Origin of the sequence: Bacillus sp. H1a (assembly GCF_000633475.1) — a bacterium.
GTDB classification, from domain to species: domain Bacteria; phylum Bacillota; class Bacilli; order Bacillales; family Bacillaceae_G; genus Bacillus_A; species Bacillus_A paramycoides.
The window spans coordinates 1-25,193 of the sequence record NZ_AYMH01000064.1; the positions used below are offsets into that span (position 1 = coordinate 1).

General features: G+C 33.0%; 25 protein-coding genes and 3 pseudogenes. 4 read left to right on the forward strand and 24 right to left on the reverse strand.

Annotated features, from left to right (window positions below; all coding sequences use genetic code 11):
• Positions 1-124: 124 nt before the first annotated feature.
• Complete coding sequence (pepD, locus tag U860_RS0124895; RefSeq protein WP_025150642.1) at positions 125-1,594, reverse strand: beta-Ala-His dipeptidase; 1,470 nt, start codon at positions 1,592-1,594, stop codon at positions 125-127.
• A gap of 242 nt (positions 1,595-1,836) precedes the next feature.
• Between pepD and U860_RS0124900 the strand changes: the two genes are divergently transcribed.
• A complete protein-coding gene (locus tag U860_RS0124900; RefSeq protein WP_002171986.1) occupies positions 1,837-2,226 on the forward strand; it encodes a YxeA family protein in 390 nt (129 codons plus the stop codon).
• An 86-nt stretch (positions 2,227-2,312) separates the two neighbouring features.
• On the opposite strand, the gene spoIISB is transcribed toward U860_RS0124900, so the two are convergent.
• From spoIISB to U860_RS0124925, 5 genes are all read right to left on the reverse strand, one after another.
• Entirely contained in the window at positions 2,313-2,489 is a 177-nt protein-coding gene (gene spoIISB / locus U860_RS36045; protein WP_025150643.1) for a stage II sporulation protein SB, read from the reverse strand.
• A gap of 72 nt (positions 2,490-2,561) precedes the next feature.
• Positions 2,562-2,690: a hypothetical protein gene (locus U860_RS0124910; RefSeq protein WP_002171984.1), complete on the reverse strand. Its 129-nt coding sequence runs from the start codon at positions 2,688-2,690 to the stop codon at positions 2,562-2,564.
• Between the two features lie 112 nt (positions 2,691-2,802).
• The gene (locus U860_RS0124915; protein WP_025150644.1) at positions 2,803-3,543 is read right to left on the reverse strand and encodes a type II toxin-antitoxin system SpoIISA family toxin; all 741 of its coding nucleotides are present in this window, start codon (positions 3,541-3,543) and stop codon (positions 2,803-2,805) included.
• A gap of 186 nt (positions 3,544-3,729) precedes the next feature.
• Positions 3,730-4,467, reverse strand: coding sequence for a 2,3-diphosphoglycerate-dependent phosphoglycerate mutase (gpmA, locus tag U860_RS0124920; RefSeq protein WP_025150645.1), 738 nt, complete (start codon positions 4,465-4,467; stop codon positions 3,730-3,732).
• A 170-nt stretch (positions 4,468-4,637) separates the two neighbouring features.
• Positions 4,638-5,120, reverse strand: a complete 483-nt coding sequence (locus U860_RS0124925; protein ID WP_025150646.1) for a MarR family transcriptional regulator — start codon at positions 5,118-5,120, stop codon at positions 4,638-4,640.
• Between the two features lie 127 nt (positions 5,121-5,247).
• Here U860_RS0124925 and U860_RS0124930 point away from each other — a divergent pair, with 127 nt between their 5' ends.
• Positions 5,248-6,924 (forward strand): alpha-keto acid decarboxylase family protein, encoded by a 1,677-nt coding sequence (locus U860_RS0124930; protein ID WP_025150647.1) that lies wholly within the window; start codon positions 5,248-5,250, stop codon positions 6,922-6,924.
• Between the two features lie 178 nt (positions 6,925-7,102).
• Here U860_RS0124930 and U860_RS31965 read toward each other — a convergent pair.
• From U860_RS31965 to U860_RS0124980, 10 genes and pseudogenes are all read right to left on the reverse strand, one after another.
• Positions 7,103-7,396: pseudogene (locus U860_RS31965) on the reverse strand (SAM-dependent methyltransferase); the annotation flags it as partial.
• 191 nt (positions 7,397-7,587) lie between these two features.
• On the reverse strand, positions 7,588-7,995 hold the full coding sequence (locus U860_RS0124940) for a VOC family protein (protein ID WP_025150648.1): 408 nt from the start codon (positions 7,993-7,995) through the stop codon (positions 7,588-7,590).
• Between the two features lie 120 nt (positions 7,996-8,115).
• Positions 8,116-8,826 (reverse strand): class I SAM-dependent methyltransferase, encoded by a 711-nt coding sequence (locus U860_RS0124945; protein ID WP_025150649.1) that lies wholly within the window; start codon positions 8,824-8,826, stop codon positions 8,116-8,118.
• A 128-nt stretch (positions 8,827-8,954) separates the two neighbouring features.
• A complete protein-coding gene (locus U860_RS0124950) occupies positions 8,955-9,716 on the reverse strand; it encodes an ABC transporter ATP-binding protein (RefSeq protein WP_025150650.1) in 762 nt (253 codons plus the stop codon).
• Positions 9,717-9,728: 12 nt separating this feature from the next.
• Entirely contained in the window at positions 9,729-12,068 is a 2,340-nt protein-coding gene (locus tag U860_RS0124955; protein ID WP_025150651.1) for an FtsX-like permease family protein, read from the reverse strand.
• Positions 12,069-12,074: 6 nt separating this feature from the next.
• Positions 12,075-13,322 (reverse strand): MFS transporter, encoded by a 1,248-nt coding sequence (locus U860_RS0124960; protein ID WP_025150652.1) that lies wholly within the window; start codon positions 13,320-13,322, stop codon positions 12,075-12,077.
• A 59-nt stretch (positions 13,323-13,381) separates the two neighbouring features.
• A complete protein-coding gene (locus U860_RS0124965; RefSeq protein WP_025150653.1) occupies positions 13,382-14,017 on the reverse strand; it encodes a TetR/AcrR family transcriptional regulator in 636 nt (211 codons plus the stop codon).
• A 256-nt stretch (positions 14,018-14,273) separates the two neighbouring features.
• Positions 14,274-15,638, reverse strand: a complete 1,365-nt coding sequence (locus U860_RS0124970) for a DEAD/DEAH box helicase (RefSeq protein WP_025150654.1) — start codon at positions 15,636-15,638, stop codon at positions 14,274-14,276.
• A 73-nt stretch (positions 15,639-15,711) separates the two neighbouring features.
• Positions 15,712-15,981, reverse strand: a complete 270-nt coding sequence (locus tag U860_RS0124975; protein WP_025150655.1) for a hypothetical protein — start codon at positions 15,979-15,981, stop codon at positions 15,712-15,714.
• A 94-nt stretch (positions 15,982-16,075) separates the two neighbouring features.
• Complete coding sequence (locus U860_RS0124980; protein WP_025150656.1) at positions 16,076-16,768, reverse strand: MBL fold metallo-hydrolase; 693 nt, start codon at positions 16,766-16,768, stop codon at positions 16,076-16,078.
• Between the two features lie 238 nt (positions 16,769-17,006).
• Here U860_RS0124980 and U860_RS0124985 point away from each other — a divergent pair, with 238 nt between their 5' ends.
• Positions 17,007-17,336: a DUF1232 domain-containing protein gene (locus U860_RS0124985; RefSeq protein ID WP_025150657.1), complete on the forward strand. Its 330-nt coding sequence runs from the start codon at positions 17,007-17,009 to the stop codon at positions 17,334-17,336.
• 62 nt (positions 17,337-17,398) lie between these two features.
• Here the strand turns inward: U860_RS0124985 and tdcB are convergent, their stop codons facing one another.
• The 7 genes and pseudogenes from tdcB to U860_RS0125020 all read right to left on the reverse strand — a co-directional run bounded on the left by tdcB (position 17,399) and on the right by U860_RS0125020 (position 23,827).
• On the reverse strand, positions 17,399-18,400 hold the full coding sequence (tdcB, locus tag U860_RS0124990) for a bifunctional threonine ammonia-lyase/L-serine ammonia-lyase TdcB (protein ID WP_025150658.1): 1,002 nt from the start codon (positions 18,398-18,400) through the stop codon (positions 17,399-17,401).
• Between the two features lie 102 nt (positions 18,401-18,502).
• Positions 18,503-20,086 (reverse strand): annotated as a pseudogene (locus tag U860_RS31970) (aminotransferase class V-fold PLP-dependent enzyme).
• Between the two features lie 88 nt (positions 20,087-20,174).
• Positions 20,175-20,723 carry a glycerol-3-phosphate 1-O-acyltransferase PlsY gene (gene plsY, locus U860_RS0125000; RefSeq protein ID WP_025150659.1) on the reverse strand — a complete coding sequence of 183 codons (549 nt, stop codon included), beginning with the start codon at positions 20,721-20,723 and terminating at the stop codon, positions 20,175-20,177.
• Between the two features lie 138 nt (positions 20,724-20,861).
• Positions 20,862-21,761 (reverse strand): BadF/BadG/BcrA/BcrD ATPase family protein, encoded by a 900-nt coding sequence (locus U860_RS0125005; protein WP_025150660.1) that lies wholly within the window; start codon positions 21,759-21,761, stop codon positions 20,862-20,864.
• Positions 21,762-21,880: 119 nt separating this feature from the next.
• Positions 21,881-22,147 (reverse strand): hypothetical protein, encoded by a 267-nt coding sequence (locus U860_RS0125010; protein ID WP_025150661.1) that lies wholly within the window; start codon positions 22,145-22,147, stop codon positions 21,881-21,883.
• A 79-nt stretch (positions 22,148-22,226) separates the two neighbouring features.
• Complete coding sequence (locus U860_RS0125015; RefSeq protein ID WP_025150662.1) at positions 22,227-23,510, reverse strand: PTS sugar transporter subunit IIC; 1,284 nt, start codon at positions 23,508-23,510, stop codon at positions 22,227-22,229.
• An 11-nt stretch (positions 23,511-23,521) separates the two neighbouring features.
• Positions 23,522-23,827 carry a PTS sugar transporter subunit IIB gene (locus U860_RS0125020; RefSeq protein WP_025150663.1) on the reverse strand — a complete coding sequence of 102 codons (306 nt, stop codon included), beginning with the start codon at positions 23,825-23,827 and terminating at the stop codon, positions 23,522-23,524.
• A gap of 229 nt (positions 23,828-24,056) precedes the next feature.
• On the opposite strand from U860_RS0125020, the pseudogene U860_RS36625 reads away from it, so the two are divergent.
• A pseudogene (locus tag U860_RS36625) lies at positions 24,057-24,268 on the forward strand (family 10 glycosylhydrolase); the annotation flags it as partial.
• Between the two features lie 72 nt (positions 24,269-24,340).
• On the opposite strand, the gene U860_RS0125025 reads toward U860_RS36625, so the two are convergent.
• Positions 24,341-25,174 (reverse strand): DUF3974 domain-containing protein, encoded by an 834-nt coding sequence (locus U860_RS0125025; RefSeq protein WP_002171962.1) that lies wholly within the window; start codon positions 25,172-25,174, stop codon positions 24,341-24,343.
• Positions 25,175-25,193: the final 19 nt, after the last annotated feature.

The window sequence follows — 25,193 nt, forward strand, 5'->3', positions numbered from 1 at the left end:
CGCAAGTTTTTCAGTGCCCTCTTGAATACCGAACTCATGCCCTAAAGGATGGCGAATGAAATACGCAGTCTAACGTTATGGAATTAGTTCATTTTTTATAGTCTGCTTTTCATTTCATCGTTTATTACTTAGCTAATTCTTTCGTCCCCTTCATTACATCAATGAAGAATCCCCAGTTATTCACAACAGAAGAAATACTAATATGTTCATCCGGAGTGTGGACGTTGAAAATATCTGGACCAAATGAAATCGCATCTAATTCAGGCATCTTTTGAACGAATACACTACATTCAATTCCTGCATGTACAGCAAAGATTTCAGCGTCTTTGTTGTATTTCTCTTGATGCACCTTTTCAAATAAATTGCGAATCTGTGAGTTTGGATTGTATGGCCACTCTGGATACTCTGACTCTTTTTCAAATGTCGCCCCCACTAATTCGGCAATATATTTAATTTCATCTGCAATATGTTGTTTTAAACTACTTACAGAACTTCTTACTTCGTTTCGTAATTTAATTTCATCTTGCAATGTTTCAATAACTCCTAAATTTGTTGAACTTTCTACAAGACCTTTAATATCCATGCTCATACTTTGAATGCCATTTGGAATTAAGAATAATGATGAAATAAGTTGTTTTTGTGTTTCTTTAGCAAATACTTTTTCTATTTTCTCATCCAATTTTGTAAGTGTAACATGAACATCTGGATCAACAGCGCGCATTTCTTCTTGTAATACTCGTGTCCATGATTTTAACTTTTCTTCTACTTGCTGCACATCATCTTGACGTAATAAAATTGTAGCTACACTTTCACGCGGAATTGCATTTGTTTTTAATCCGCCGTGTACGTCACTTATATCAAATTGAATATTAGTTGATAAATCACGTAAAACTCGTCCTAGTACTTTGTTCGCATTTCCGCGCTGTTTATCAATTTCCATACCAGAATGTCCGCCCTTAAGTCCTCCGACATATAGACGATATGCGTCCATATCCACTGGTGTCTCATCCCAAATTACCGAAATTGTTTCAACCGCTTTCGCACCACCTGCGCTACTTACAAGTAATTTATGGTCTTCTTCAGAATCGATATTAATAAAAATCTTTCCGTCAAAATGATTTGGATCAACAGCGAAAGCTCCGCCCATTGTCGTTTCTTCTTCCGTTGTAATGACAACTTCTAAAGCTGGATGCGGAATTTCTGTTGAATCTAATAAAGCTAATGCATATGCAACTGCGATACCGTTATCAGCACCTAAAGTTGTTTCGTTAGCATATAACATATCTCCAATAATTCTTAGTTCAATCGGATCTTTCTCAAAATCATGAACTGTTGCTTGGTTTTTTTCGCATACCATATCAGAATGCCCCTGAATGATAATAGCTGGAACATTTTCATAGCCAGCAGTTGCTTCTTTTTTAATAATGACATTTAATGCTTCATCTTGAATCACTTCTAAGTTACGCTCTTTCGCAAAACTCACTAAATAATCACTAATTTCCTGTTCATTACCTGACCCTCTAGGAATCTTTGAAATTTCTGCAAAATGATAAAATACAGGGTGCTTTGTTAATTGTTCTAAAGTAGAATACATTTTTCAAGCTCCTCTCAAAATAAAAAAATATTATGTAAGTCCTTTATTATTATACCATGATTCATTATTTTACCTTTCTTTAAACGTTTTAAAATTTGTTATGAACGGTTCAATTTAATCCTTCTTCATTCTATACCTTATACTCTTACAACATTGTAAGGGTGCTGTAATCAAAATCAATTTTTCTAATAAAAAAATAGTCGTATACTTTTCAAAGAAACAAATTGAAGGAGATAAAGAAAATGAAAAAGTTTTTAGCTATTCTTACACTATGTTTATTATTTACTAGTTTTACTATCGGCTGTGAGAGAGCATCACTGAATAGAATTGGTAAAGATGTATATTACATACAGATAAAAGGCGAAGGCGCTATCGAAAAAGTAGAAGGTAGAAGCTTACGGAACTACACGTTGCCCGCATATGATGAAGACGGAGTGAAAAAACAAATTACATTTAGAAGTACAAAAAAAGAAAACGACCATAAATTAAATGAAAACGCGTTTTTACGCCTTTATGTAGATCAAGAGGATAAAGATAAGAATGAAATATCATCTATTGAAGTGAAATCCTATGAGGAAATTCAGGAAGCAGATTTACCTAAAAAAGTAAAAGGAAAGTTTAATGTTAAATAAAATGAGACTTTAATCAGTGTGCTTTCTGTTCATCCCACACTGATTATTAGGCCACAAATAGCAGGATAAAAAATAAAAGAAAATGCCTATGCATTTTCTTTTATTTTTTTTACATGTATAAATTTCGAACTATTACTATTCATAAGCTTTTCTAAACGATTTATATTTTCCGTTAATGCACCTTTCACAAGAGAGAAATCTGTATTTTCTTCTTCTTTTTTTTCTTTAAAAAACGAAGATTTTTGTACATTTAATTCTGCCATCTCTTCTCCCCCTTTATAAAAAGATACAACCTTGTATTTATATTATATAGCAAATGCAGACAGAGTGTACACTTATGATTTTCTTTTTAATTCTTCTTCTAACTCTTCTACTTGTTGTAAAGTATCTCCTTTTATTAAAGAAAAATCTGTTGTATCTTCATTTTCTTCTTTAAAAAAATCATTGTCATAATCTTTTATCACTACAATCACCTCTACGTGCTAGTGTAGGAATGATTGTCCAATTTTATTCAACTTTGTCGGATTTTGTTCTGAATTTATGTATAGAAGAAAAGGACAGAAAACGATTCTGTCCTTATTTACTAAAATAACTATGATGTATTGTTAAATTATATACATTTTCAAAATCTCGATCTTGTAGATTATTCTTCTTCCCATCAATAACAATGAAAACATCACTAACTATTTTTGCTGGTATAATCCCAACGTTCTCTACTTGAACTGCTTTTTGTTCATTCAATTGCTCTATATATTCTAAAGGTATTGTAATACTAAATTGAGAGCGAATACCACGGAAATTCGTATTTAATTCATTCGCTGCTTCAAATACAACAATTTTCGCTCCAACTTTTTCCCCATATGAATCTAAAAATTCGTTTAGACTTTTTGTATATGCCTCTTCCGTTTGCCATTCCATTGTACCGAATACTGCTGGATTTACATTTTGAATAATTGTCGTGTATATTTCTCCTCTCGCTTTTGAAGCAATTAATGACCGTTTAATTGATTGGACCGTCTTTCCGATATCGCTAAATTTCGCACCCCATATTTCTGAAATGTTAGGTGTCAAAATGAATGCAATATCAACGAAAATTACCATCGCGGTGAACATTAATAAGTTTTTCCAGAGGGTTAAATCGATTCCTTTTATCATGAAATAAACTGTGACTGATGTTATGAATAATCCATACCAAGTTTTTCGAATTCGTTGTTTCTTCTCCTCATACAATTCTTCATTTTTCCAATAAAAGAAAACAAGAACTACAAAGACGATTGCTAGAATAAATAAGCCGATTCGAATGTTAGAGATCGTCAATCACATCACCCTCCATTCAAAAACTACTCACGATATCATTACATGCGCAAGCAGCTCTCTTTATGACAAAAGACGTGGACAACCTTCTAAAATTAGCTACATCGCATATACATTAGAAAGAGGCCACGTCTTTTATCATGAATCTACATTGTATATGTAGACAAGCATGCGTTTCAAATTTTCATGTTAAAAAGAAATATGTTTCGGAATTTCCCCTTCAGGTACTTCTCCGTCCATACTTAAGTAATAATGACGAATCGGACGTAAATTTTCGTTTAGTTCATAAACGAGCGGAATGCTAGTCGGAATGTTTAATGATACTACTCCATTACTTGAAAGATTATCTAAGTATTTTACTAGGGAACGAATTGTATTACCGTGTGATGAAATAATTACTTTTTCACCATTTTTTAATGACGGCGCAATTTCTGAATGCCAATAATCAAGTACTCTTTTTTCCGTATCCTCTAAACATTCAGTTAATGGGAATTCACCTTTTTTGAGTGTTTTATATCTTGGGTCAGCCGCCACATATCGAGGATCATCTTCAGTAAGAGCAGGTGGTCTCACATCAACACTTCTTCTCCATATATGAACTTGTTCTTCTCCATATTTCTTTGCAGTTTCTTCTTTATTCAATCCTTGTAGTGCTCCATAATGTCTTTCGTTTAATTTCCATGATTTATGTATAGGCACCCAAGTAAGATCCATTTCATGCAGAACAATCCATAAAGTCCGGATTGCTCGTTTTAACACAGATGTATAAGCAACATCGAAAGTATATCCGTTTTCCTTTAATATTGCCCCTGCTTCTCTTGCTTCACTTAACCCATTCTCTGATAAATCTACATCTGTCCATCCTGTAAAGCGATTTTCAAGATTCCATAAACTTTGTCCGTGACGAATAAGTACAAGTTTTATCATTATAATTCCCCTCTCGGAAATATGAATTTTTAATGTTCCAATACGTACACATATAAAGTTTTTGGCAATGTAATTTTTTTATCCATACATACTATGATTTATCCATATTTGCCAAATGCATGGATAAAATTTGTTCTTTTTCACACTATAAAAACAGATATTTTTTCTCGTTATTTTTGATTGACTGGTATTTCCCTTTTCGACATCCATGCATCAAAACCTGAACGACTATTCGCCATTTCATTCATAACTTGATGCCAATTTTCTTCACAAGCTCCACCGAACTTTGAAAAAATAGCTCCCATTTGCTGTCTTTGAACATCGCTCAGCTTTCTCTCTAAATCTGCACCCTTTTCTGTTAAAGATAGCTGTTTCACACGACGATCATGTGTAGCTTCATTACTATCAATCAGTCCCTTTTCTAACAGTTGGCGTAATGGTCCGTGAAGAGCTTGTTTACTTATTTCTAACAGCGATAGCAGCTCATTTACACTAATCCCTGGAAAACGAGCAATAAAAAACAGTATTCTATGATGTACACGCTGTATACCGTATTCTTTTATAATTTCATCTGGTTTTTCTGTGAAAGTTTTATATGCAAAGTAAAATAATGCTAATGCCTCATTCATCTGTTCTTCTTTATGTTGTGTCATCTACTTTCCCCCTACATGTAAATTATACCACAATTCAGTAATGAATATTTTAATCAAGGCACTTAACCTTTTTGAGTGTGTTTAATAGTTAATTACAATAACCTAAAACAACTAGGAGATGATTCACATGAAAATGCAATACACTGTAAGTACATATTTATTAGATCGACTACACGAATTAGGAATTGAGCATATATTTGGTGTTCCTGGTGATTATAATCTTGCCTTTTTAGATAATGTGATTGCACATAAAAATTTAGAATGGATTGGAAATTGCAATGAATTAAATGCTGCATATGCAGCAGATGGATATTCCCGTATAAAAGGCATAGCTGCTCTTATTACCACTTTTGGTGTTGGAGAATTAAGCGCAATTAACGGCATTGCTGGTTCATATGCAGAAAACGTTCCTGTTATAAAAATAACTGGTACGCCAACAACAAAGGTAATGGAAAATGGAGAACTCGTTCATCATACTTTAGGTGATGGAAAGTTCGATCACTTTTCAAATATGTATCGTGAGATCACTGTAGCACAAACAAATTTAACCCCTGAACATGCTGCTGAGGAAATTGACCGTGTACTTCGTGCATGTTGGAATGAAAAACGTCCAGTTCATATTAATTTACCGATTGATGTATATAATAAACCAATTAATAAACCTACGGAACCAATTTTAAACAAACCCATTTTAAGTAATAAAGAAGCATTGGATAAAATGCTTCTACATACCACTTCAAAAATAAATAGCGCCAAAAAACCTGTTATTTTAGCAGATTTTGAAGTGAACCGATTTCATGCTGAAGAAGATTTACAACATTTCGTAGAAAAAACGGGGTTTCCTATCGCAACGTTAAGTATGGGAAAAGGTATATTCCCAGAAAAACACCCTCAATTTATAGGGATTTATAGTGGTGATGTTAGCTCAGCCTACTTACGAAACAGAATTGATGAATCTGACTGTATCATTAGTATCGGTGTGAAATTAACTGATACTATTACCGGTGGTTTTACACAAGGTTTTACGAAAGAACAAGTTATTGAAATCCATCCCTATACTGTGAAAATTATAGATAAAAAATACGGGCCTGTTCTTATGCAAGATGTTTTACAACATTTAAGCGATTCAATCGAGCATCGTAATGAAGAAAATCTTGAAATTAAGCCATTTATCTCAGAATCGTCATCTATAACTGAAGATTTCAATCCAAAAGTACAAATGGTTACGCAAAAACGTTTTTGGCAACAAATGTATCATTTTTTAAAAGAAAACGATGTCTTAATTGCAGAACAAGGAACACCTTTCTTTGGTAGCGCCTCTATCCCTTTACCAAACAACACTACATACGTAGGGCAACCATTATGGGGATCCATCGGTTATACATTACCTGCTCTACTTGGAACACAGCTCGCTGATTTATCACGACGGAACATTTTAATTATTGGTGATGGCTCTTTTCAGTTAACTGTTCAAGAGCTATCTACTATACTACGTCACAATTTAAAACCAATTATATTTTTAATCAATAATAATGGATATACTGTTGAACGTGCGATTCACGGCCCAAATCAACCGTATAATGATATACAAATGTGGGATTATGATAAATTTCCAAACGTATTCGGATCAGAAGAAAAAAGTCTCACATTTAAAGTGAAAAATGAAACAGAGTTGGTAGAAGTCTTATCTAAAATAACTTTTAATATGGATCGACTTATCTTTATTGAAGTTGTAATGAGCCAAGGGGATCAACCTGAACTGTTAGCTAAACTTGGAAAAAGATTCGGCAAGCAAAATTCTTAATATAAAAAAGCGTGGCCTATTTATATTACGGCTTCAGTTAAGAGGGATAAAACTTGTTTTGACACTCAAAATACACACGAAAAAGGATGGCAGGTGCCATCCTTTTTGACATATATTGAACTTTCACTGTTTTTAAGAACCTTCTTTGGCTAAAGCCCCGTGTAACAAGCTAAAATTTTTAATCAACATTTAACTTTATAGCTTTTGTAGCAATAAAAGTTTTAATATGCTTATCTAATATCCTTGTTCCACCAAAATCATCCTCATAAAGACCCGTTATAACAAAGCCAGCTTCAATTTGACCTTGGATTTGGTCTTCTAGAGTATGTGCGTATTCAATTGTTTGATTTGAATTGATGTAATCTTGAACCCCATCCTCTGGTAAATAATCCAATGTTGATGAAGGTATTGAATGTTTAACATCAAGAATACCTTTTCGTTCTTGGTTGTCATCAAAAATCCATAGTAAAGGCATTGGTGCAACAGTCATTGACCTTTAGAAACACATTAGAGATATTTAATTGCCAATTTCAAAAAAAGATTGATATACCAACAAAAAAGCGTTCCATACCTGTTGACAGTTAGAACGCCTTTTTTAATGTTATTTTAATTTTCAACCTCTTAACCGAACCTATTAAATAAATAAGCTACACTTTTTCTATTTTATTCAGCAAGAGTTAACTGCCAAGACACATCATACTTATCATTTAACCAGCCAAACTTTTTACTAAATGGGTAGGAACCTAAAGGCATAAGAATTGCTCCATCTTGTGCTAACTTATTAAAAACCGTTTCAATTTCTTCTTCCGTTTCACAAGTTACATAAAGAGACATAGCTGGAGTGAATGTAAAATCATGCTTTACAAAACTATCAATACACATGAACTCTTGTCCATTTAACGTAAAAGTTGCATGAATTACAGTTCCCTCTTTACCAGGTCCATTTGCATCGTAACGAGAGATACTTACAATTTCTGATTGATCGAATAGCGACGTGTAAAAATTCATCGCTTCCTCAGCATTGCCCTCAAACATTAAAAACGTAGTGATTTTTTGATTTGTATTACTCATTTAGAGACATCCCCTTGTTATGTATTTATGCAAAACATACATCGGATAACAAAAACCGAACATATATTCTTATAAGTGTATTGTCTATAAAAACGATGAGTTTGTCAATTATCTACTTTTTTATTTCTTCTTAAATAATGCTGTCCAAAGAAATGATTCTCCAAACAGTTCATTCGGTTGTTCAATTTGTTTCATCTTTCTTATTTCAATTACTTCAAATTCTTTAAATATCTCTCTTAATTTTTCTTCTGAATATGTAAGTCCACCTTGTAAACTCCATCCTCTATATACGTCCCAATCAGTTATTTCTGATCCATTTCGCTCATCTAAATCACCTGCTGCAAAACATGTTAATCCGAAATAACCACCCGATTTTAATGAGTTTTTAATTAAATCCACATAATTCATTCTTCTATGCGGCGGAATGTGATGCAAACAACCCGAATCGTATACAAAATCAAATTCATTTTGAGCATCTAAATTAAAAACTGAATCACAAATAAAGTGAATTTCTATTCCTTTTTCTAATGCCCTCTCTTTCGCCCAACTAATGCCTTCTATAGACAAATCCACCGCTGTTACATCAAATCCCTCAGTCGCTAAATAAATTGCATTTCTTCCTGGACCACATCCAAGCTCCAACACTTTCCCCTTGGAAACCCATTCTTTTTGTATATACGAAACTAGGTTCTCATCTGGAACATTTTCAAAAAACGGAACATCCTTTTCTCTATCCGCATAAAATTCATTCCAAAACGGTTCTGCAGGTCTTAATAATGAATCCAACATTTTTAAAATATCTTCTTGTGTGCGTAACGTTTCATTTTTCATTAAAACCACTCCTTTTAAATATTCAGAAAATTATTATATCTAATTTTAGACTTTTATACAAAGAAAAAACTCCTAATTACAATAGGAGCTAATGATACATATTCTTTTAAATTCATACTAAAAGATTATTAAAATCCCATTTCTGTCAACCATTTTAACAGCTTCTCTTCTCGCTCTTTCAAATCATTGTTCCTATACTTACCCATTCTTATTTCGCTAACAATTTCTCCGTCCACCATAAAGAGAACTCTTTCTGTTTTAGCTGCTACCTTTACATCATGAGTAACTAGCATAATTGTAGTTCCCGTACGATTTATATTTGCTAAAATATTCATTACCTCTTCTGTCGCTTTTAAATTCAAAGCACCCGTTGGTTCGTCAGCAAAAATAATATTAGGTTTATTTATGAGCGCTCTACAAATAGATACCCTTTGTAATTGTCCTCCTGATGCTTCAGTTATATTATTAGTTGCAATTTGACTAATTCCCGTTTTCTTCATCAACTCAAGTGCACGTTTATTTATTATTTTCCTACTCTCAACTTTTGCTAAATACGCAGGCAAAACTATATTATCAAAAAGATCCAAATTTCTAAGAAGATTGCTCTGCTGAAAAATAAATCCCATTTCGCTGAGCCGTAATTTTGCTAACGATTCCTCATTCATAAATGATATTTCTTTACTAGCAACTTTCACACTTCCTGAAGTCATCCGATCCATACCACTAATATTATAAAGTAACGTCGATTTTCCAGAACCAGAAGGTCCCATGACCGATACAAACTCTCCTTCATTAATCTCTAAATCTATATTTTTAAGCACGTGGCAAAATCTATTTCCATCTATTGAATATATTTTATTTAATTGTTTTACTTCTAAATTTTTTTTCAATTTACACACCTCCTATTCTCCATTTACTTTTAAATCATTTGTTTGTTTCACAGTAAAACTACTGAAAAGTGTTGTTGCGGATACTGCTATAAACAGAATAGCTGGACATATTACATAAGAAACAACCGGATTGACTACAAACTTTATGTGAGCAGCTCCCATAAAGGAACCTAACAAACTTACTAGCATTTCTCCAAACGTAGCAGCTATAAATGTTCCTGTTACGATACCAATTAATACAATGGCAATAGAACGAGTTACATATTGCATACGAATATCTTTGTAAGAAAACCCGATGTTTTTCATAATTAAAATTTGTGAGGAGTCTTTTGCCAATAACATTTTAAAAAACATTGCAGTAATTAAAATAGATATCGTTATAGCAATCATAATTGCAACTTGAGTCACAAGTTGTAATTGTTTAATTGTCTCTCCTAAAGTTTGAGACAAATATTCATTCGTATCTGTTATTTTCGCGGAATAAAAACTTTGTTTATATTCTTCCATTTTTTCTTGCATATTCACTGTAGGCTTTATATCTATATTTACAATAAACCATAATATATTTTCCTTGTTATATGGTAAGTTTGCCTTAGCTGTTTTTCCACCATTCGTCACATCTTGATATATCCCACTTACAGTTAGCTCTTTTTCTTTTCCTTCTACCATTAGAACTAACTCATCACCTACATTCTTTTTTAATTCATTTGCGTTCATATAAGAAAGAGCAATCTCATTTTCATTTTTTGGTTCCATACCTTCAACATACTCTAGTGGAAATTTAGTAAAATCTCCAACTTCTACATTTATATTTTCATATGCCCCCTCATCGTTCACCAATTTAAATGCACTCGTCACAAATGCTGCGTATTTTTTCACATCATCATCGTTTCGTATATACGATAATACGTCTTTAAATCGTTTCTCTATATCTTCTGATTGCTGTAAATCTATTCGTATATCACTTTTTCCTGTCCCCATATAATTCACAAATTGCGGTGACTTAATTGTATACAAAAAGTTAACTGGAACAATAATCATAAACACCGCTATTATTAAAACAACACTTAATACTCGATATAACTTCAATCGCTTCACTACATCTTGTATACCAAAAAATATATTTACATTTGAAATGTTAGTTTGATAGAGCGAAAAAGATTTACTATACTTTGTTATTCCTATCCTATCTCTAGTTCTTAAAGCATCCATCGCTGTAATTCTCCTGAAATTCCGCAAAATAAGTCGGCAGAACAGTATAACAGCTACAAACATTAATAATGTAGCTATCATGGGCACGATATAATGTAAAATACCTTTATCTGTCGCACCCATATAAAGTACGATATTAGTGGTAAAGACTTTTGTAGCAAATAATGAAAGAATATATCCACATATGCAGCCGCTAGCAGAAATAACGACATATTTTGTTACATACAGTTTTTGAATATCTTTATTTTGAATCCCAATCGCTTTCATAACACCTATTTCACGATAATCTTCTTCCATAGACGTAATAATCGTAAATTTAATACATAAAATTGCGATTAGCATTAATAATGCACTTATTAACATAAGTACTGCTGCTATTATTCCATCAGTTAACGAATTGAGAGTTTTAAAGAGAGAATAAGTAATAGAGGGTCCTTTTTGAGGTAAGTTCGATGACTGGTATATATTTTCAAATTCGTTTATTTTATTTAAATCTGTTAGCTGAAATTCAATAAGATATTCACTTTCTCCAACATTTCTTTTTACTCTTTCTAAGTCTTCATCACTTATTACGAATCGCTTCGAACTAACAATTGATGGGTTCATTTGAGCATCACGAACAAATGTTGAAATTGTAAATTCCAGTTCAATATTATTTTTTACAATCCATATTTTATCTCCAATATGCAAATCATACTTTTGCATATAATAAATTGGCACACCAATTTCACCTTTTGAAACATCTATTACATTGTTATTTAAATCTAATAGAAAATCAAAAGAAGTGTTTTGTTTAACGAAACTTATATCCATTACACTATTTTGTTCTGCATGCTCTTTAGTTTTTATGAAAACATTAGATCCATTCACTAGGATTGTTTCAGCCGTTTGCTGTTCTTTTACAAATGGTGTTTTCGCTACAAAAGAATCAATTGATTTTTGATTTATTTCTCCAGCGTGCATTTGTACGAAGTGAGGTGCATTTGATTGTTTAAATAACTGATCCATTGAACTGAACAGGTTTACAACCATACTTGAAGCACTAGCCATTAAAAGAGACGATAGTATTATAAACGTAAATAAAATAACGAAAATCATTTTATTTTGAGAGAAATCCCTTTTTAACATTCGCCTAATCATATCAAACTAGTTCCCCTCATTCCGTAATATTTTCTTAGTTACAAAAGCTAATATTATCAATATGAAACTAATACATAATATAGGTAAATAAATTTTCAAACTAAACCCTTCAAACATAAAACCATATACAATTTGCCCAATTGGTGCCATACATTGAGACACTGCTGTTATGATTGCCATTACTTTCCCTAAATTTTCATTCGGTGTTTTCTTTTGTACAACGGTAATTACATAAATGGAGACGATTGTCATAATCATTGCGATAAAAATAGAACAAAGTATAAAGAGGATAAATGGTGGATAATGTCCCATACTAAGGATAAATGGTGTAACTGATAACGCCATTGGTAGAACTAATAAAGCAATAACAAACATCCAATAATACAGTGTTTTCATCTGCAGATTTTTAGCAAAGAAACCGATTGACAATGCACCTAATATTGTAGCAAAATCGATTAATCCCATCCCAATTCCGTACATCGTATCGCTACTTTGCATAGTTACTCGCAAAATAATAGGCCCACCAACAACAAATAAGGGCGTCAAAATTAAATTTAGTAACGCTGCAAGAAGCATAGATTTCAAAATAAAGGGTTGTTTTAAAACGTAAAGAAATCCTTCTTTCATATCTTTTACAATTGTCGGTACGATATGGTCTTCTTGCATTCTTTTTATAAATGGTATTTTAATAAACATTTCTAATATCGCTGATAGAAAAAATGCAAGGCCACTTATTAAGACGAGCACTTTCAAACCAATTATGCCATATAATACTCCTCCTAATACAGGTGCAACAATATTTGATAATGCTTGCACACCATTAACGATACCGTTCGCTTGTTCTAGCTTTTTTTCTGGTACTAATTGCGGAATACTTGCCATTACAACTGGGGCGTACATCGCACTAACAACCGCTAATAGAAACATAACAATTCCAATCCATATAATAGATACAGATCCATTAAATAATATAACGATAAAGCCTAATACAATTGCAGCATTTATAAAATCAAAGATGACCATTAAATTACGGCGATTAAAGCGATCTGCAATTGCCCCGCCGAGAGGTGCCAACAAAAATGGAATACTCGTTATTGCATATAATCCAGCAAATATATCGGCACGCCCTGTTATATCTAGCACATATAAAGACAAAGCAAAACGCAAGAGCGTCGATCCTAAAATTGTTATAATTTGTCCAGTCACCATTAAATGAAAATCTTTCATAGAAGATTTTGTGCTAATTGACATCATACTCACACCCTTCATTTTTTAGACCGACTGTCGGTCTATAGTAATCAAACAGAAAATTATTATTTCTGTTTGATTAAAACCTCCAACATATAATCAAAAGATCCTTCCTTCGCTCCAACTGAAGCTTCCATCATTTTAATATAAGCTTCAGCTCTTCTCAGCATTTCTTCAGGCTTCCACTGAAATAAACCATCATCAAATATTACTTGTGCTGATGAAATTAATAATTCAATCGTTTCTTGAGGATATGGGGTAGAAAATATTTTTTCGTCAATTCCTTGCTTTAACACTTCTGTTAAAACAGGAGATAAGTGTATAATTGATTGCACTAAACTTTTTTGATGCATTTCTGCATTATTTGGCTGATGAAATTGTTCAATCATTTTTTCTTTTATATCTCCTGATTTTGGCGATTGTTCCATTAAAATTTGAAATAACTTATCTAAAACTGGGATATTCGGATTAGAGGCGATTGCTTTCGCTTTAGTAACATCCGCTTTAATAATCCTCATAATGATTTCATCCATCACTTCTTCTTTCGACTTAAAATAGTAATAAAATGTCCCTTTCGCTATACCGATTTCTTTTAAAATGTCATTTACTGTTGTTTTCGTATAGCCTTTTGTAACGAATAATTTTTCAGCGGTTTCTAAAATCTCGTTTCTACGCTCTTCATACTCCTTTACGATTCTCATTCATGTTCTCCTTCTCAATAGACCGACTGTCGGTCTACTTAAATTATATGCTTAGTTAGTAAAAAGTTTCCTCTTACAGCACATATACGACACCCTACTTTATATTTCCTTTATGAATTTTAAATTTTATTTTTAATACGGTGAATGAAATTTTAAAATTTACTCATTAAAATCACCCTTGTACTTATATCGACTTCGTAATAAAAATACAAAAAAGAGCCGCAATTTTTTGCGACTCTTTTACAATAATAACTATTTAACGGCCACGTCTTTGCTGACCTTGCTTTGTACTACCTTTTTTATTACTTGGCTTATTAAATGATCGGTTATTTTCATTTCTAGAACTATTTCTTGAATCACTTCTTGAGCTATTTCTCGAATCACGTCTTGATTCACTTCTTGAACCTTCACGGCTATCTCTTTGACGATATTGACCTGATTTCTTTGGAGCCGGCTTTGGTACCGGTTTTCCATTTTCATCCACACGTTTTATCTTTGGTTGTTCGATTATTTCTCTTTGCAGTGGTGCACCAAGCGTTTTTTCAATTTCTTCTAAATATCTTTCATCTTTCGCTGCAACGAACGTAATTGCAAGACCTGATCCACCAGCACGTCCTGTTCGGCCAATGCGGTGAATATAACTTTCTACATCTTCAGGGATATCAAAGTTAAATACATGCGTTACACCATCTACATCAAGTCCACGAGCTGCTACATCAGTCGCAATTAAGTACTGAATTTTAGCTTCGCGGAAACTCTTCATAACTCTTTCACGTTTCGCTTGAGGTATATCACCATGAAGTTCAGCACAATTATAACCTAGTCCTTTTAAATTATCATAAAGCTTACTTGCTCTAACCTTTGTACGACAGAAAATAACTGCTAAAAATGGCTGATCACGATCCATAACAAAACGAAGTGCATCCGGCTTTGCACGATCTGTCGTCTCAATGACACGTTGTTCAATTGTATCTACCGTTACTTCTTCACTTTGTACTTGAATCATTTGCGGCTCATCCATATAACGTTTCGCCAATTTTTTAATATCTTTTGGCATCGTTGCTGAGAATAACATCGTTTGTTTACTACCAGGTGTCTCATCTAAAATATCTTCAATATCATATAAGAAACCGAAATAAAGCATTTGATCTGCTTCATCTAGTACAATCGTTGAAAGATTACTTAAATCAATTGTTTCACGTCGTATGTGATCTAATAATCTTCCTGGTGTCGCTACAACAATATGTGTATTACCTTTTAATTTTCTTAATTGTTGTGCTACATCTTGCCCGCCATAAATCGCTAGTACATTAATATCTTCTCTTTGAACAAGCATTTTTTTAATTTCAGCTGTAATTTGCAGTGCTAGCTCCCTTGTTGGTGCAACAATTAAAGCCTGAACATCACTAGACGCTGGATCGATTTTTTCTAAAATCGGTAACACGAATGCAAGTGTTTTACCTGTTCCAGTTTTTGCTTGACCAATTATATCTTTACCAGACAGTATTACCGGAATCGCTTTCTCTTGAATTGGTGTTGCTTCTGTAATTCCATTTTCACGTAATGTATGATTAAAAGTTTCACTAATTCCTAATTCTAAAAAGTTTTTCAAATAGACCACTTCTTTTCCTTATTTTTCACATTAGCTTTCATTGTACCATTTGTTTCGCCAAATATGAAAAATAAAAAAATTCTTATCTTCTTTTTTTATATTCATCGTGTACAAGATAGACAAATTCCTTTTGTTTTTGCTCGGATTTAATTAATTCTTCCATGTTAGCAGTAGATAAAATGTACTTCTTAATCTTTCTATTACTCCAAATTAAACTTGTATACTTCGTATCTTCATGTAGATTTCGAAACCACTCAAATTCGCTTAACTTCGCAATATGATGTTTTAATTTCATGTCATTTCTAGGATAAAATAAAATTATATCTGCTATTACATCAAAGAAAGAGCTCATATTCTCCCCCTATAACTTTTTTAAACATATAAGTTCCCATACATATATATTACAAATGTCCGGAAATATAGTTACAAGGTGATAAAAGTGAACACTAATTTAATATGGTAAGTTTCCCTCCGTGATAGCAATAATAACTTTCCGCTTTAAGATCTTTAATCTTCTTTAAAGACTGTTCCGCTTTTTCTATATCTAAACAAAAGTTCGGATTCGCAATTACTAATTCACGGTTCTCTTGAACGGCTGCGTCTCCCGTAATTACACAGTCCAAATTTGGGAAATATAATGAAATATGCCCCGAAGTATGTCCTGGCGTCGCCACTATTTGACATTCATTATTTAAAATCATTTGACTATCATATACCTTTTCATCAGCAGAAATATGTCTTACATTTTTCAACTGCTGTATAAACCATTCACCAAATTCTTTTTCTTCATTCGGCATACGTTCTAGCATTTCTTCAGCTTGAACCAACCTCTCTGATTTTATATCACCACTAATATAGTTAGATTCAATTTCACTAGCAATAATATTAATTTGAGGATATTTCACTTTGAAATCGTATAAAGACCCTATATGATCGTCATCATAATGAGTAATAATTATATTTTTTAAGTTTTTCATCTCATACCCATGCTTAACTATTGCATTTTCAATTAAAGGTAAAAAGTTTGTATAACCTGTATCTACTAAAGTTAATTCATTGTTTAATATAATTAAGCTCGGATAAATACATTGTTTTTTTCCGTTAAATTCAAATTCAATTGGCAGTTCTATTATTTTCATTTCCCTTCCCCCATACCGCTTATTAAATGCTTAATAATAATTGAATCCTCCACATATATTTTACTATACAAACTATGTAACGAAATACTGTGAGTCGATGCATACATTATATTTTTTTGAACAGGTAATTTCTCATTCTTATGGAAATATACAATAAGAAATACAATAAAATTGATTATTCCCTCACTTCTTTGTCCATCCTTTTAAAAAATCTATGTTTTATAAAAGGAGTGTTTAAATGGAGAAACAGACACTTTGGAAAAAGTTCAAAAAAAGCTCAGCGAACCTCGGTAAATCCAGCGTATATGAAAGTATTATTTTATTCTACACAATGAAAAAGAAAGAGTTACCTACCAAGGCTAAACTCATAATATTAGCTGCTTTATCCTATTACGTATTTACAATCGATTTCATTCCAGATATAGCTGCTATTATTGGGCTTGGCTTATTAGATGATGTTTTAGCAATCGCTGTAGCGCATAAATATGTTATGCGTCATGCAGATGCTGAAATTAGAGAAAAGAGTAAACTAAAAATGGAGTCATTATTTACTTCAGCACAGGCATAATAAAAAGGAGCTAAGATGTTTTCTCTTAGCTCTTCTTTCATATTGCTAATTTATTTAAAATATCATTTTACTTCATTAGCTACAAAAAAGTGCTCACAAACACTTGATATACGCTGCAAGTCTACGTTTCCACCAGATATAACCGCTACTACCTTTTTTCCTTTAATATATTTATCAACTTTCCCTGCAAGCAGAGCAGCGGTAGCTAAAGCACCTGCTCCTTCTACGACAGCTTTTCCTCGTTGTAATAAGTCTTTCATCGCTACTTCTAACTCTTCTTCAGATACTGTTACAATATCATCTACTAATTCTTTTACAACTTCAAAAGTTAAATTCCCAGGAATTTTAACTGCGCAACCATCTGCTATAGTAGGTGCATCATAATGTTCTACAATTGTCCCTTTATCATAAGAAGCCTTCATTCCATGCACATTTTCCGCTTGTACACCAATAATATTAATTGATGGATTAAAAGATTTTAATGCAACTGCAATACCAGAAATAATCCCTCCTCCGCCAATAGGAACTATTACCGTTTCAACATCCCACATATCATCAAGGATATCTAAACCAATTGTACCTTGACCAGCCATTACCTCTACATCGTCATATGGATGTAAGTATGTTTCTCCCGTTTCTCGTATAATTTCCTCACATTTTGCTTTTGCATCATCAAAAGTTTCACCATATAAAACAACTTCTGATCCATATCCTCGAGTAGCCTCAACTTTCGCTTGAGGTGCAGAAACTGGCATCACGATTTTACTCTTAATACCAAGTAAATGAGCAGATAAAGCAACCCCTTGTGCATGATTACCTGCCGAACACGCAATAACTCCTCTCTCTTTTTCTTGATTTGTCAACTGAGACATTTTATTAAATGCACCACGGAATTTAAAAGAACCCGTTAATTGCATATTCTCTAATTTCAAGTGAATTTCTCCACCCGTTTTACTAGTCAAATAAAATGATTTAACTAATGGTGTTTTACGAGCATTTCTATCCAAAATTTTTTGGGCATTTTTAATATCCTCTATATGTAATGGTAGTTTTCTAGTTATCATACTAACACCCCTTCTAATTGTTTATAATCTAATCCTAGTCTCCTTAGTTTTCGTAAGTAATAACTCCTTTATATACAACCAACTATGTTATGAAAACATTCATTATATATGCACGCCCTTTTTTAATACCCACATCTGCAAACAATTCAACATCCTCTTCATATCACGTTCTTTATAGTGATTAAGGCATGCTATTTGAATCCAGTTATTCTTTTGTAAATATGCTGATTCATAATGAATAATATACCCTTGCAATGCTAATGCATCGCCTACAGCTTTAGAAGACTGCCCTTCGTTTAATTGAACAGTAAGAATAATTGACGCTGCATGTTCATTAGGGGAAACAAGCTTTAAACCCATACTAGTAATAGCTTGTTCAATAAAAGCATATGTTTCTTTTATTTTTACAAATGCCTTTTCATCTTCAAATCTCTTCAATGCTTCTTGTAATGCATAAATTAAATTCGATGAATGGGAGTACGGAATACTATCATTCCCATCATACATACCAATATCCATATACACAGGTATTGCTTCATTTATTTTTACAATATGGTTATGAAAAACGAAAGATACTCCTGTATATGATTTAATTGCTTTTCCGCTAACACCACTTGCAAAATATACATCCTTCAAATCTATTGGTATTGCTCCAATTGAGCTTATACAATCTACACAAAGTTTCGTTTGATACTTTTTACAAAGAGCATTTAGCTCTTCTAAATTATTTAACATTCCAGTTGATGTTTCATGGTGAACAAACCAGAGCCATTCATAATTTCCGGTTGCCATTATTTTTTCCAATTCAGTATAAATAAACGGCTCTCCCATTTCTTTTTTATACGTATCAAAATTTAAATGTACACGTTTTGCCTGGCCAATTAATCTATTACCAAACTCCCCATTTGCTAAAATAATCCCTTTACCTTTTAAAGAACATAACTGTAAAGCAATGGCATCATTCGCTAACGTCCCTGTTCCTAACATGAGTTGTACATGTTTTGCTTTCGTCATTTGAAGTAATCGTTTTTTTACATTTCCCATCGTTACTTGAAACGATTTAGAACGATGAGAAATAGGCTTAGCAGCAAATGCCTTTTGAACATTCTCTTCAATATCTACCGGACCAGGTAAAAACGTATATTCTTTCTTCATAATCCCTCCAACACTCGACTCTTCAAACATAGCAGGTGTAACATACATTGGCTGGAAAGCTGCTGCTTCTGTTCCAACTAATGTATGGAAAGGTTTGAATCCCATTTGCTTATATAATGCAAGTTCACGTGTTGTTGCTGAAATGAGTGCTAATTCATATCCATTTAGAAGCAAATAACGATGTAAAAAGCGAATTAAGCCTAACAGCGCTCTTCCATTTCGATATTCACGTTCTACTGAGAGTAAACGAATTTCATATACTTTTTCTCCATGCTCTTGCAAATAAAAATCTAAATTTGAAATTTTATAATCTAACGAAAATGGTCGTTTTCCCCGCACCGCGACCATACCTACTAACTTATTCCCATCTAAACAAATTAAATATGTATTTTCTTCATGAAATCAATCTATACGAAAACGTTCTTTTGTTTCTTCATGTTGCGGAATCTCTTCTACAAATGTTTTATAATTCAATTTATGTATACTTTCAAATTCCCAAGCTTGATCAGCAACCTTATAAATTAACCCCATGTCCTATCTCCTTTATCTCTATTTATCCCTCACTATCTAAATCATAAAAATCATAAGTGGAGATTCCCCCACTTATTAAAGGTTCACTTTATTCTCGATTTACATATAAAATAAGTACAATAATAAGTGCACTTAAAATAGTCGTAACAATAGAGTAAGAATAAAAAATCATGCAAAGTGGTAAACAAGCGATTGTAATTAACCCCGGCTTCGTAAATCCTTTGAATATTAAATAAAATATAATAAAAATACCCAAGAGGATAAGCGCTATCAAATAATCAAATGCGATTAATCCTCCAATAAATGTTGAAATGCCTTTTCCACCCTTGCCTTTAAACAAAATTGGGTAAATATGTCCGATTATAACGGCCAATAATGTTAACATTATGAATGTAGAATCTTCAAAAAGATATTTTGCAATATAAACTACTATTGCACCTTTGATTGCATCACCTAAAAATGTAGCGACGAAATACCACTTGCCATATACTCGCCCCATATTTCTTGCGCCCGGATTTCCACTTCCTTCTTCACGAATATCAACGTTATGTCTCCATTTTGTTAATATATAAGCGGTCAATATGTTTCCAAATAAATAAGAAGCCACTATATACAAAAACTGCATGCTATTAATCATGTAATCATTCACTTTCTTTATGGGAATACATATATAGTATTCAATTACTACGTATATTGTACTTTTCTTACTCTACATCCCTTTATATATTTTAACATCACATTTTTACAAATCATACAAAAATTCTCATTTAACCATTTACAACGCAAAATATTTATCCTTCAATAAATAGTATGTTCCTTTCGCTGCCATTTCTGATTGTGATACAAATGTAACTTCTCCAATACTTTCCTCACAGCACTTCTTAAATGTAGCATATACTTCAGGAACTAAACGTAATATGCTACCACTTACTGCAATTGAAGCAGGTAAATCAAATTGCATCTTATTATAAGCATCTACCGTAATTCTCGCTAATTCTTTACCAGCTTGCATTATAATTTCATGTGCGTTATCATTCCCATTTCTCGCTTCCTCAATAATTAATGGTGTGATTGCTGCAACCTTATCTTTTGAAGAAGTATATACTAGACTTTTTATATGCGATGGTGTTAAAAGTTGAAACTGATTTTGAATGTTCAAGCTTAATGAACAAAGTCTAACTCCTTGATCAAATTGTAATGCCATTTTCTTTAAAGCTTGTAATGCAATCCAATATCCACTTCCCTCATCTCCTAAAATATGTCCCCATCCACCGCTATATTCGTACACTTCGCCTTTCTTTCCTATACAAATTGCACCTGTACCACCTATAGTTAAAATTCCATCCTTACCTTTTAAGGCAGCTGCATGTGCAATCATTGCATCATTAAAAACTTCAACTTTTATTCCATACTTCTTTATTAATCGTAATGTTAATTCATTTGCATTTACTCCACTTATACCCGCTAATCCTAAGCAAATACAAACGCAGTGTCCATTCACTACATTTTTCTGGCATTGATCAATCGCCTCCAAAATATGCAGAAATGCTTCTTCATAATCTATTAATATATTTCCAAACCCACCCGTACCTCTTGCAAGCTCGTTTCCGTCTCGATCAAAAGCAATTGATTCGGTCTTCGTTCCCCCACCGTCTACTCCAATCATGTACCTCATTTTCTCGCCTCATTTTCCTCTTCGTATTGGAGGGAATGTTATATTCCCTAAAATCACAGATTCCTTAGCACCTGTTGCGCTCGATACAATACTCGAATTACGATGATACGTTTCGTTTGCTAAAAAACAATCATATAAGTAAACAACGTACATCCTACTGAAAACAATATAAATCTAAAAAACAACTGAGCTTTCGATACAAATGTTCCATCAATGAAAGAAACAACTATCGTAAGCAAAACACTTGTCGCAATGCTTGTAATCAACCATATACTATGCATTTGTGATAGATTTAGCATTTTTAATAAAGGTACAAAAATTAAATTCGAACAAATCACCCCAAATAGTAGTAAAAATACTCCTTTATAACTAAATTTTATATACATTCCTTTTCACCTTCTCTCAATTCTATATGAAAGAAGTGATAGACAAATTGTCTATCACTAATAATTTACTGTATATGCGTTATGCATTCACAGATTCTTCATCACCATTCTTCTCAATTTCAAGCATGTTTTTGTCATACATTTTAAAGAATGGAAGATAAATAAGAAATGAAATTGTTATGTTTATAAATACGAGTACAATCGCTCGCCAATCCCCACCTGTTGCTAAATACGCACCAATTGGAGCGGGTAATGTCCACGGAGGCATTATATGTGTCGGTGTAACAAATCCCATCGCAGTTGCTGAGTATGCAACAGTTGCTGTTACTAGTGGTGTAATGATAAATGGGATAATTAAAATGGGATTTAGTACAATCGGCAATCCGAAAATAACAGGTTCATTAATATTAAAAATACCAGGTACAATACAAGTTCTTGATAATGCTTTCGAATATTTTGATCGACCAAATACAATCATAGCTAATACAAGCCCTAACGTTGCACCAGAACCACCAATCCATATAAACCATTGATATAATGGTTCTGGTGCAATGAATGGCAACTGATCTGCCCCGCTAGCAACTGCTTCACCATTTTTTCCTAAGTATACTTCCCATAATGGACGGGCAACAGTGCCAACAACCGACACACCATGTATACCGAACGACCAAAAAAATGTAATTAAAAATACTGGAATGATCACACCGAAGTAACTATCACCAGCTTTTACTAACGGTGCCGCTAATTTATCAACAACATGATGTAAATCAATACTAAAAACGACAGTAACTAGACTCATAATAATAATAACGAACGCAGCAGGTATAAGTGCTTCAAAAGAACGTGATACAGACGGCGGTACTTGTTCTGGCATTTTAATCATTACATTTCTCTTCTTACAAAACCTTAAAATCTCAACGGATAAAATTGAGACGATCATCGTAACGAATAATCCATGTCCTCCGAGATTTGTCATCGGAAGCATAAATCCTTTTTTATCGATTAATTCAGGCGTCAATGTTAAAAGTAATGAACATACTGCAAGCTGTGCTCCTGATAAGGCATCTAACTTATAACTTTTCGCTAAATTGTATCCTATACCAAATGCTATATATAATGACATAATAAACATAGTTAGACGATATGGTATTAAAATGCTCGCCTGATGTTTCGCTGCCCAAAGCGAAATGAAACTATCTTTCGGAAGTGGCGGAAATGCTACAATTAAAAAGAAGCTCCCTACGATAATAAATGGTAATGCCGAAATTACCCCATCACGAATTGCCTGTAAATGCCTTTGCTCGGACAGCCTTGCCATTGGTCCAGATAAGTTATCCTCAAGAAACGAGACAAACTTATTCATAACACTACCTCCTAACGAATTAATTCATTTACAGCTTTTAATAACGTCGGTCCACCTAGTGGGGTATATGCTTGGGGCGGAATAATACCACACGGAACAGATACCAGTTCTGCAAGCTTTTTTACAAAATCAAAGCGGTGGCGTACTTGAGGAGCAACCATTACAACATCCCAACCATTCTTGACTTCTTCCTCAACCTCATTTGTTCCAATCGCATGCACTTCCATATCGACACCTTTTTTCTCCGCTTCTTTTTTTAAAGCGTTTACAACAATTGCGCTGGACATTCCTCCAGAACACACAAATAACACTTTCATTTTAATATCCTCCTATACTTGTAATTTCATTTCCATCTTGTTCAAAAATTGTGTAACAATCAGTGAAAGGAAGTTTCACGTTACTAACAAGCATATGAAGGATATATACAGTTTAGTTATATTGAAAGAAAATTTCAGCAAAAATACTATTTCTATTAATTTGAAGTTTCAATATGAAACTTTCTCAATTGTAGCTCTCCTATTTCATCATGTTATAGTATTTTAGGTAATAGAATAAAAAAGGCAGCATTTAAATGTAAATGCGCTTGTAAAAGGATTAAATATGGCTATTAAACAAAAAAATCATATATACAGTTTCACATAAGTCCATCTAGTGTATGGAGAAATATTGTTGATGATCCCAACAACGCTAACACAACCGCTGGACAAAGAAGCTATTATGATATATACGTTAATACACGTGAGTGGATACAAAAGGGTATAATGATTATAAATCCCTTATTAAAAAAACCGCCTTAAAGCCGAATTACTTAGCTTTTAGGGCGGTCTCTTCTATTTATTCTTAAATTTCTCAGTCGCTGCTCTCATTTTCACATTCAAATCATGATCAATGGAGTCGCGAATATCACGTTCTACTGCTTCCATTTCTTTTTGGAAATTTTGCAAGTAAATTTTTAATTCTTCTTCTTTTTCAGGACGTTGTGATGGTGGTAGTTGTACCACTAATGATAACATCGCTGTTAAGTCTTTCATTAAAAACGTTTCAAGTTTATGTTGTTGTTCAAACATACGTTGTTCTTGATAGTATGGAAGTGCATTCAATACTGAAATTGTAATGTCATCAACCGTTCTTTGTAATGAAGGATTAATCGATCGTTTGTACGCTTGAATTGTATTTAATGCATCAGGGTATCGATCATAAAAATACAATTTATAAAACGATAGGTCTGTCGGTTTAACAGTTTGCTGTGTTTCTTGTCTCAAGAAATTTTTCACTTTCATCGTTGCGATATCGATATCTTCATTTGTAAGCTTTTTCGTTGTTTTTGCCATCACATGTACTTTTTTCTGCTTCTCTTTCGGTAACATTGAGAATACTTGCTCTCTCGTACGTTGGCCTGATGTACAGAAAAGTGTATTTAATGTATTTTGTTCTTTTGTCCCTTCAGTCCGAATCCAGCGATAAAAGAGTGGGTGCTGCGTAAATTCTTGTAAAAACGGTGTTGATTTATTCGATAACTTCTCAATAGAATCTTGCGCTCTCTTATATGGTTTCGTCCATGAAAAATAAAGTTTACGTCCGAAGTATACAACTAAAACAACGACAGAAAATGCTATTAATAGTAATGAACCTAATAGTAATAATACTCCTTGAATGAAACTCATTTTTTCACCTCCTCTAATG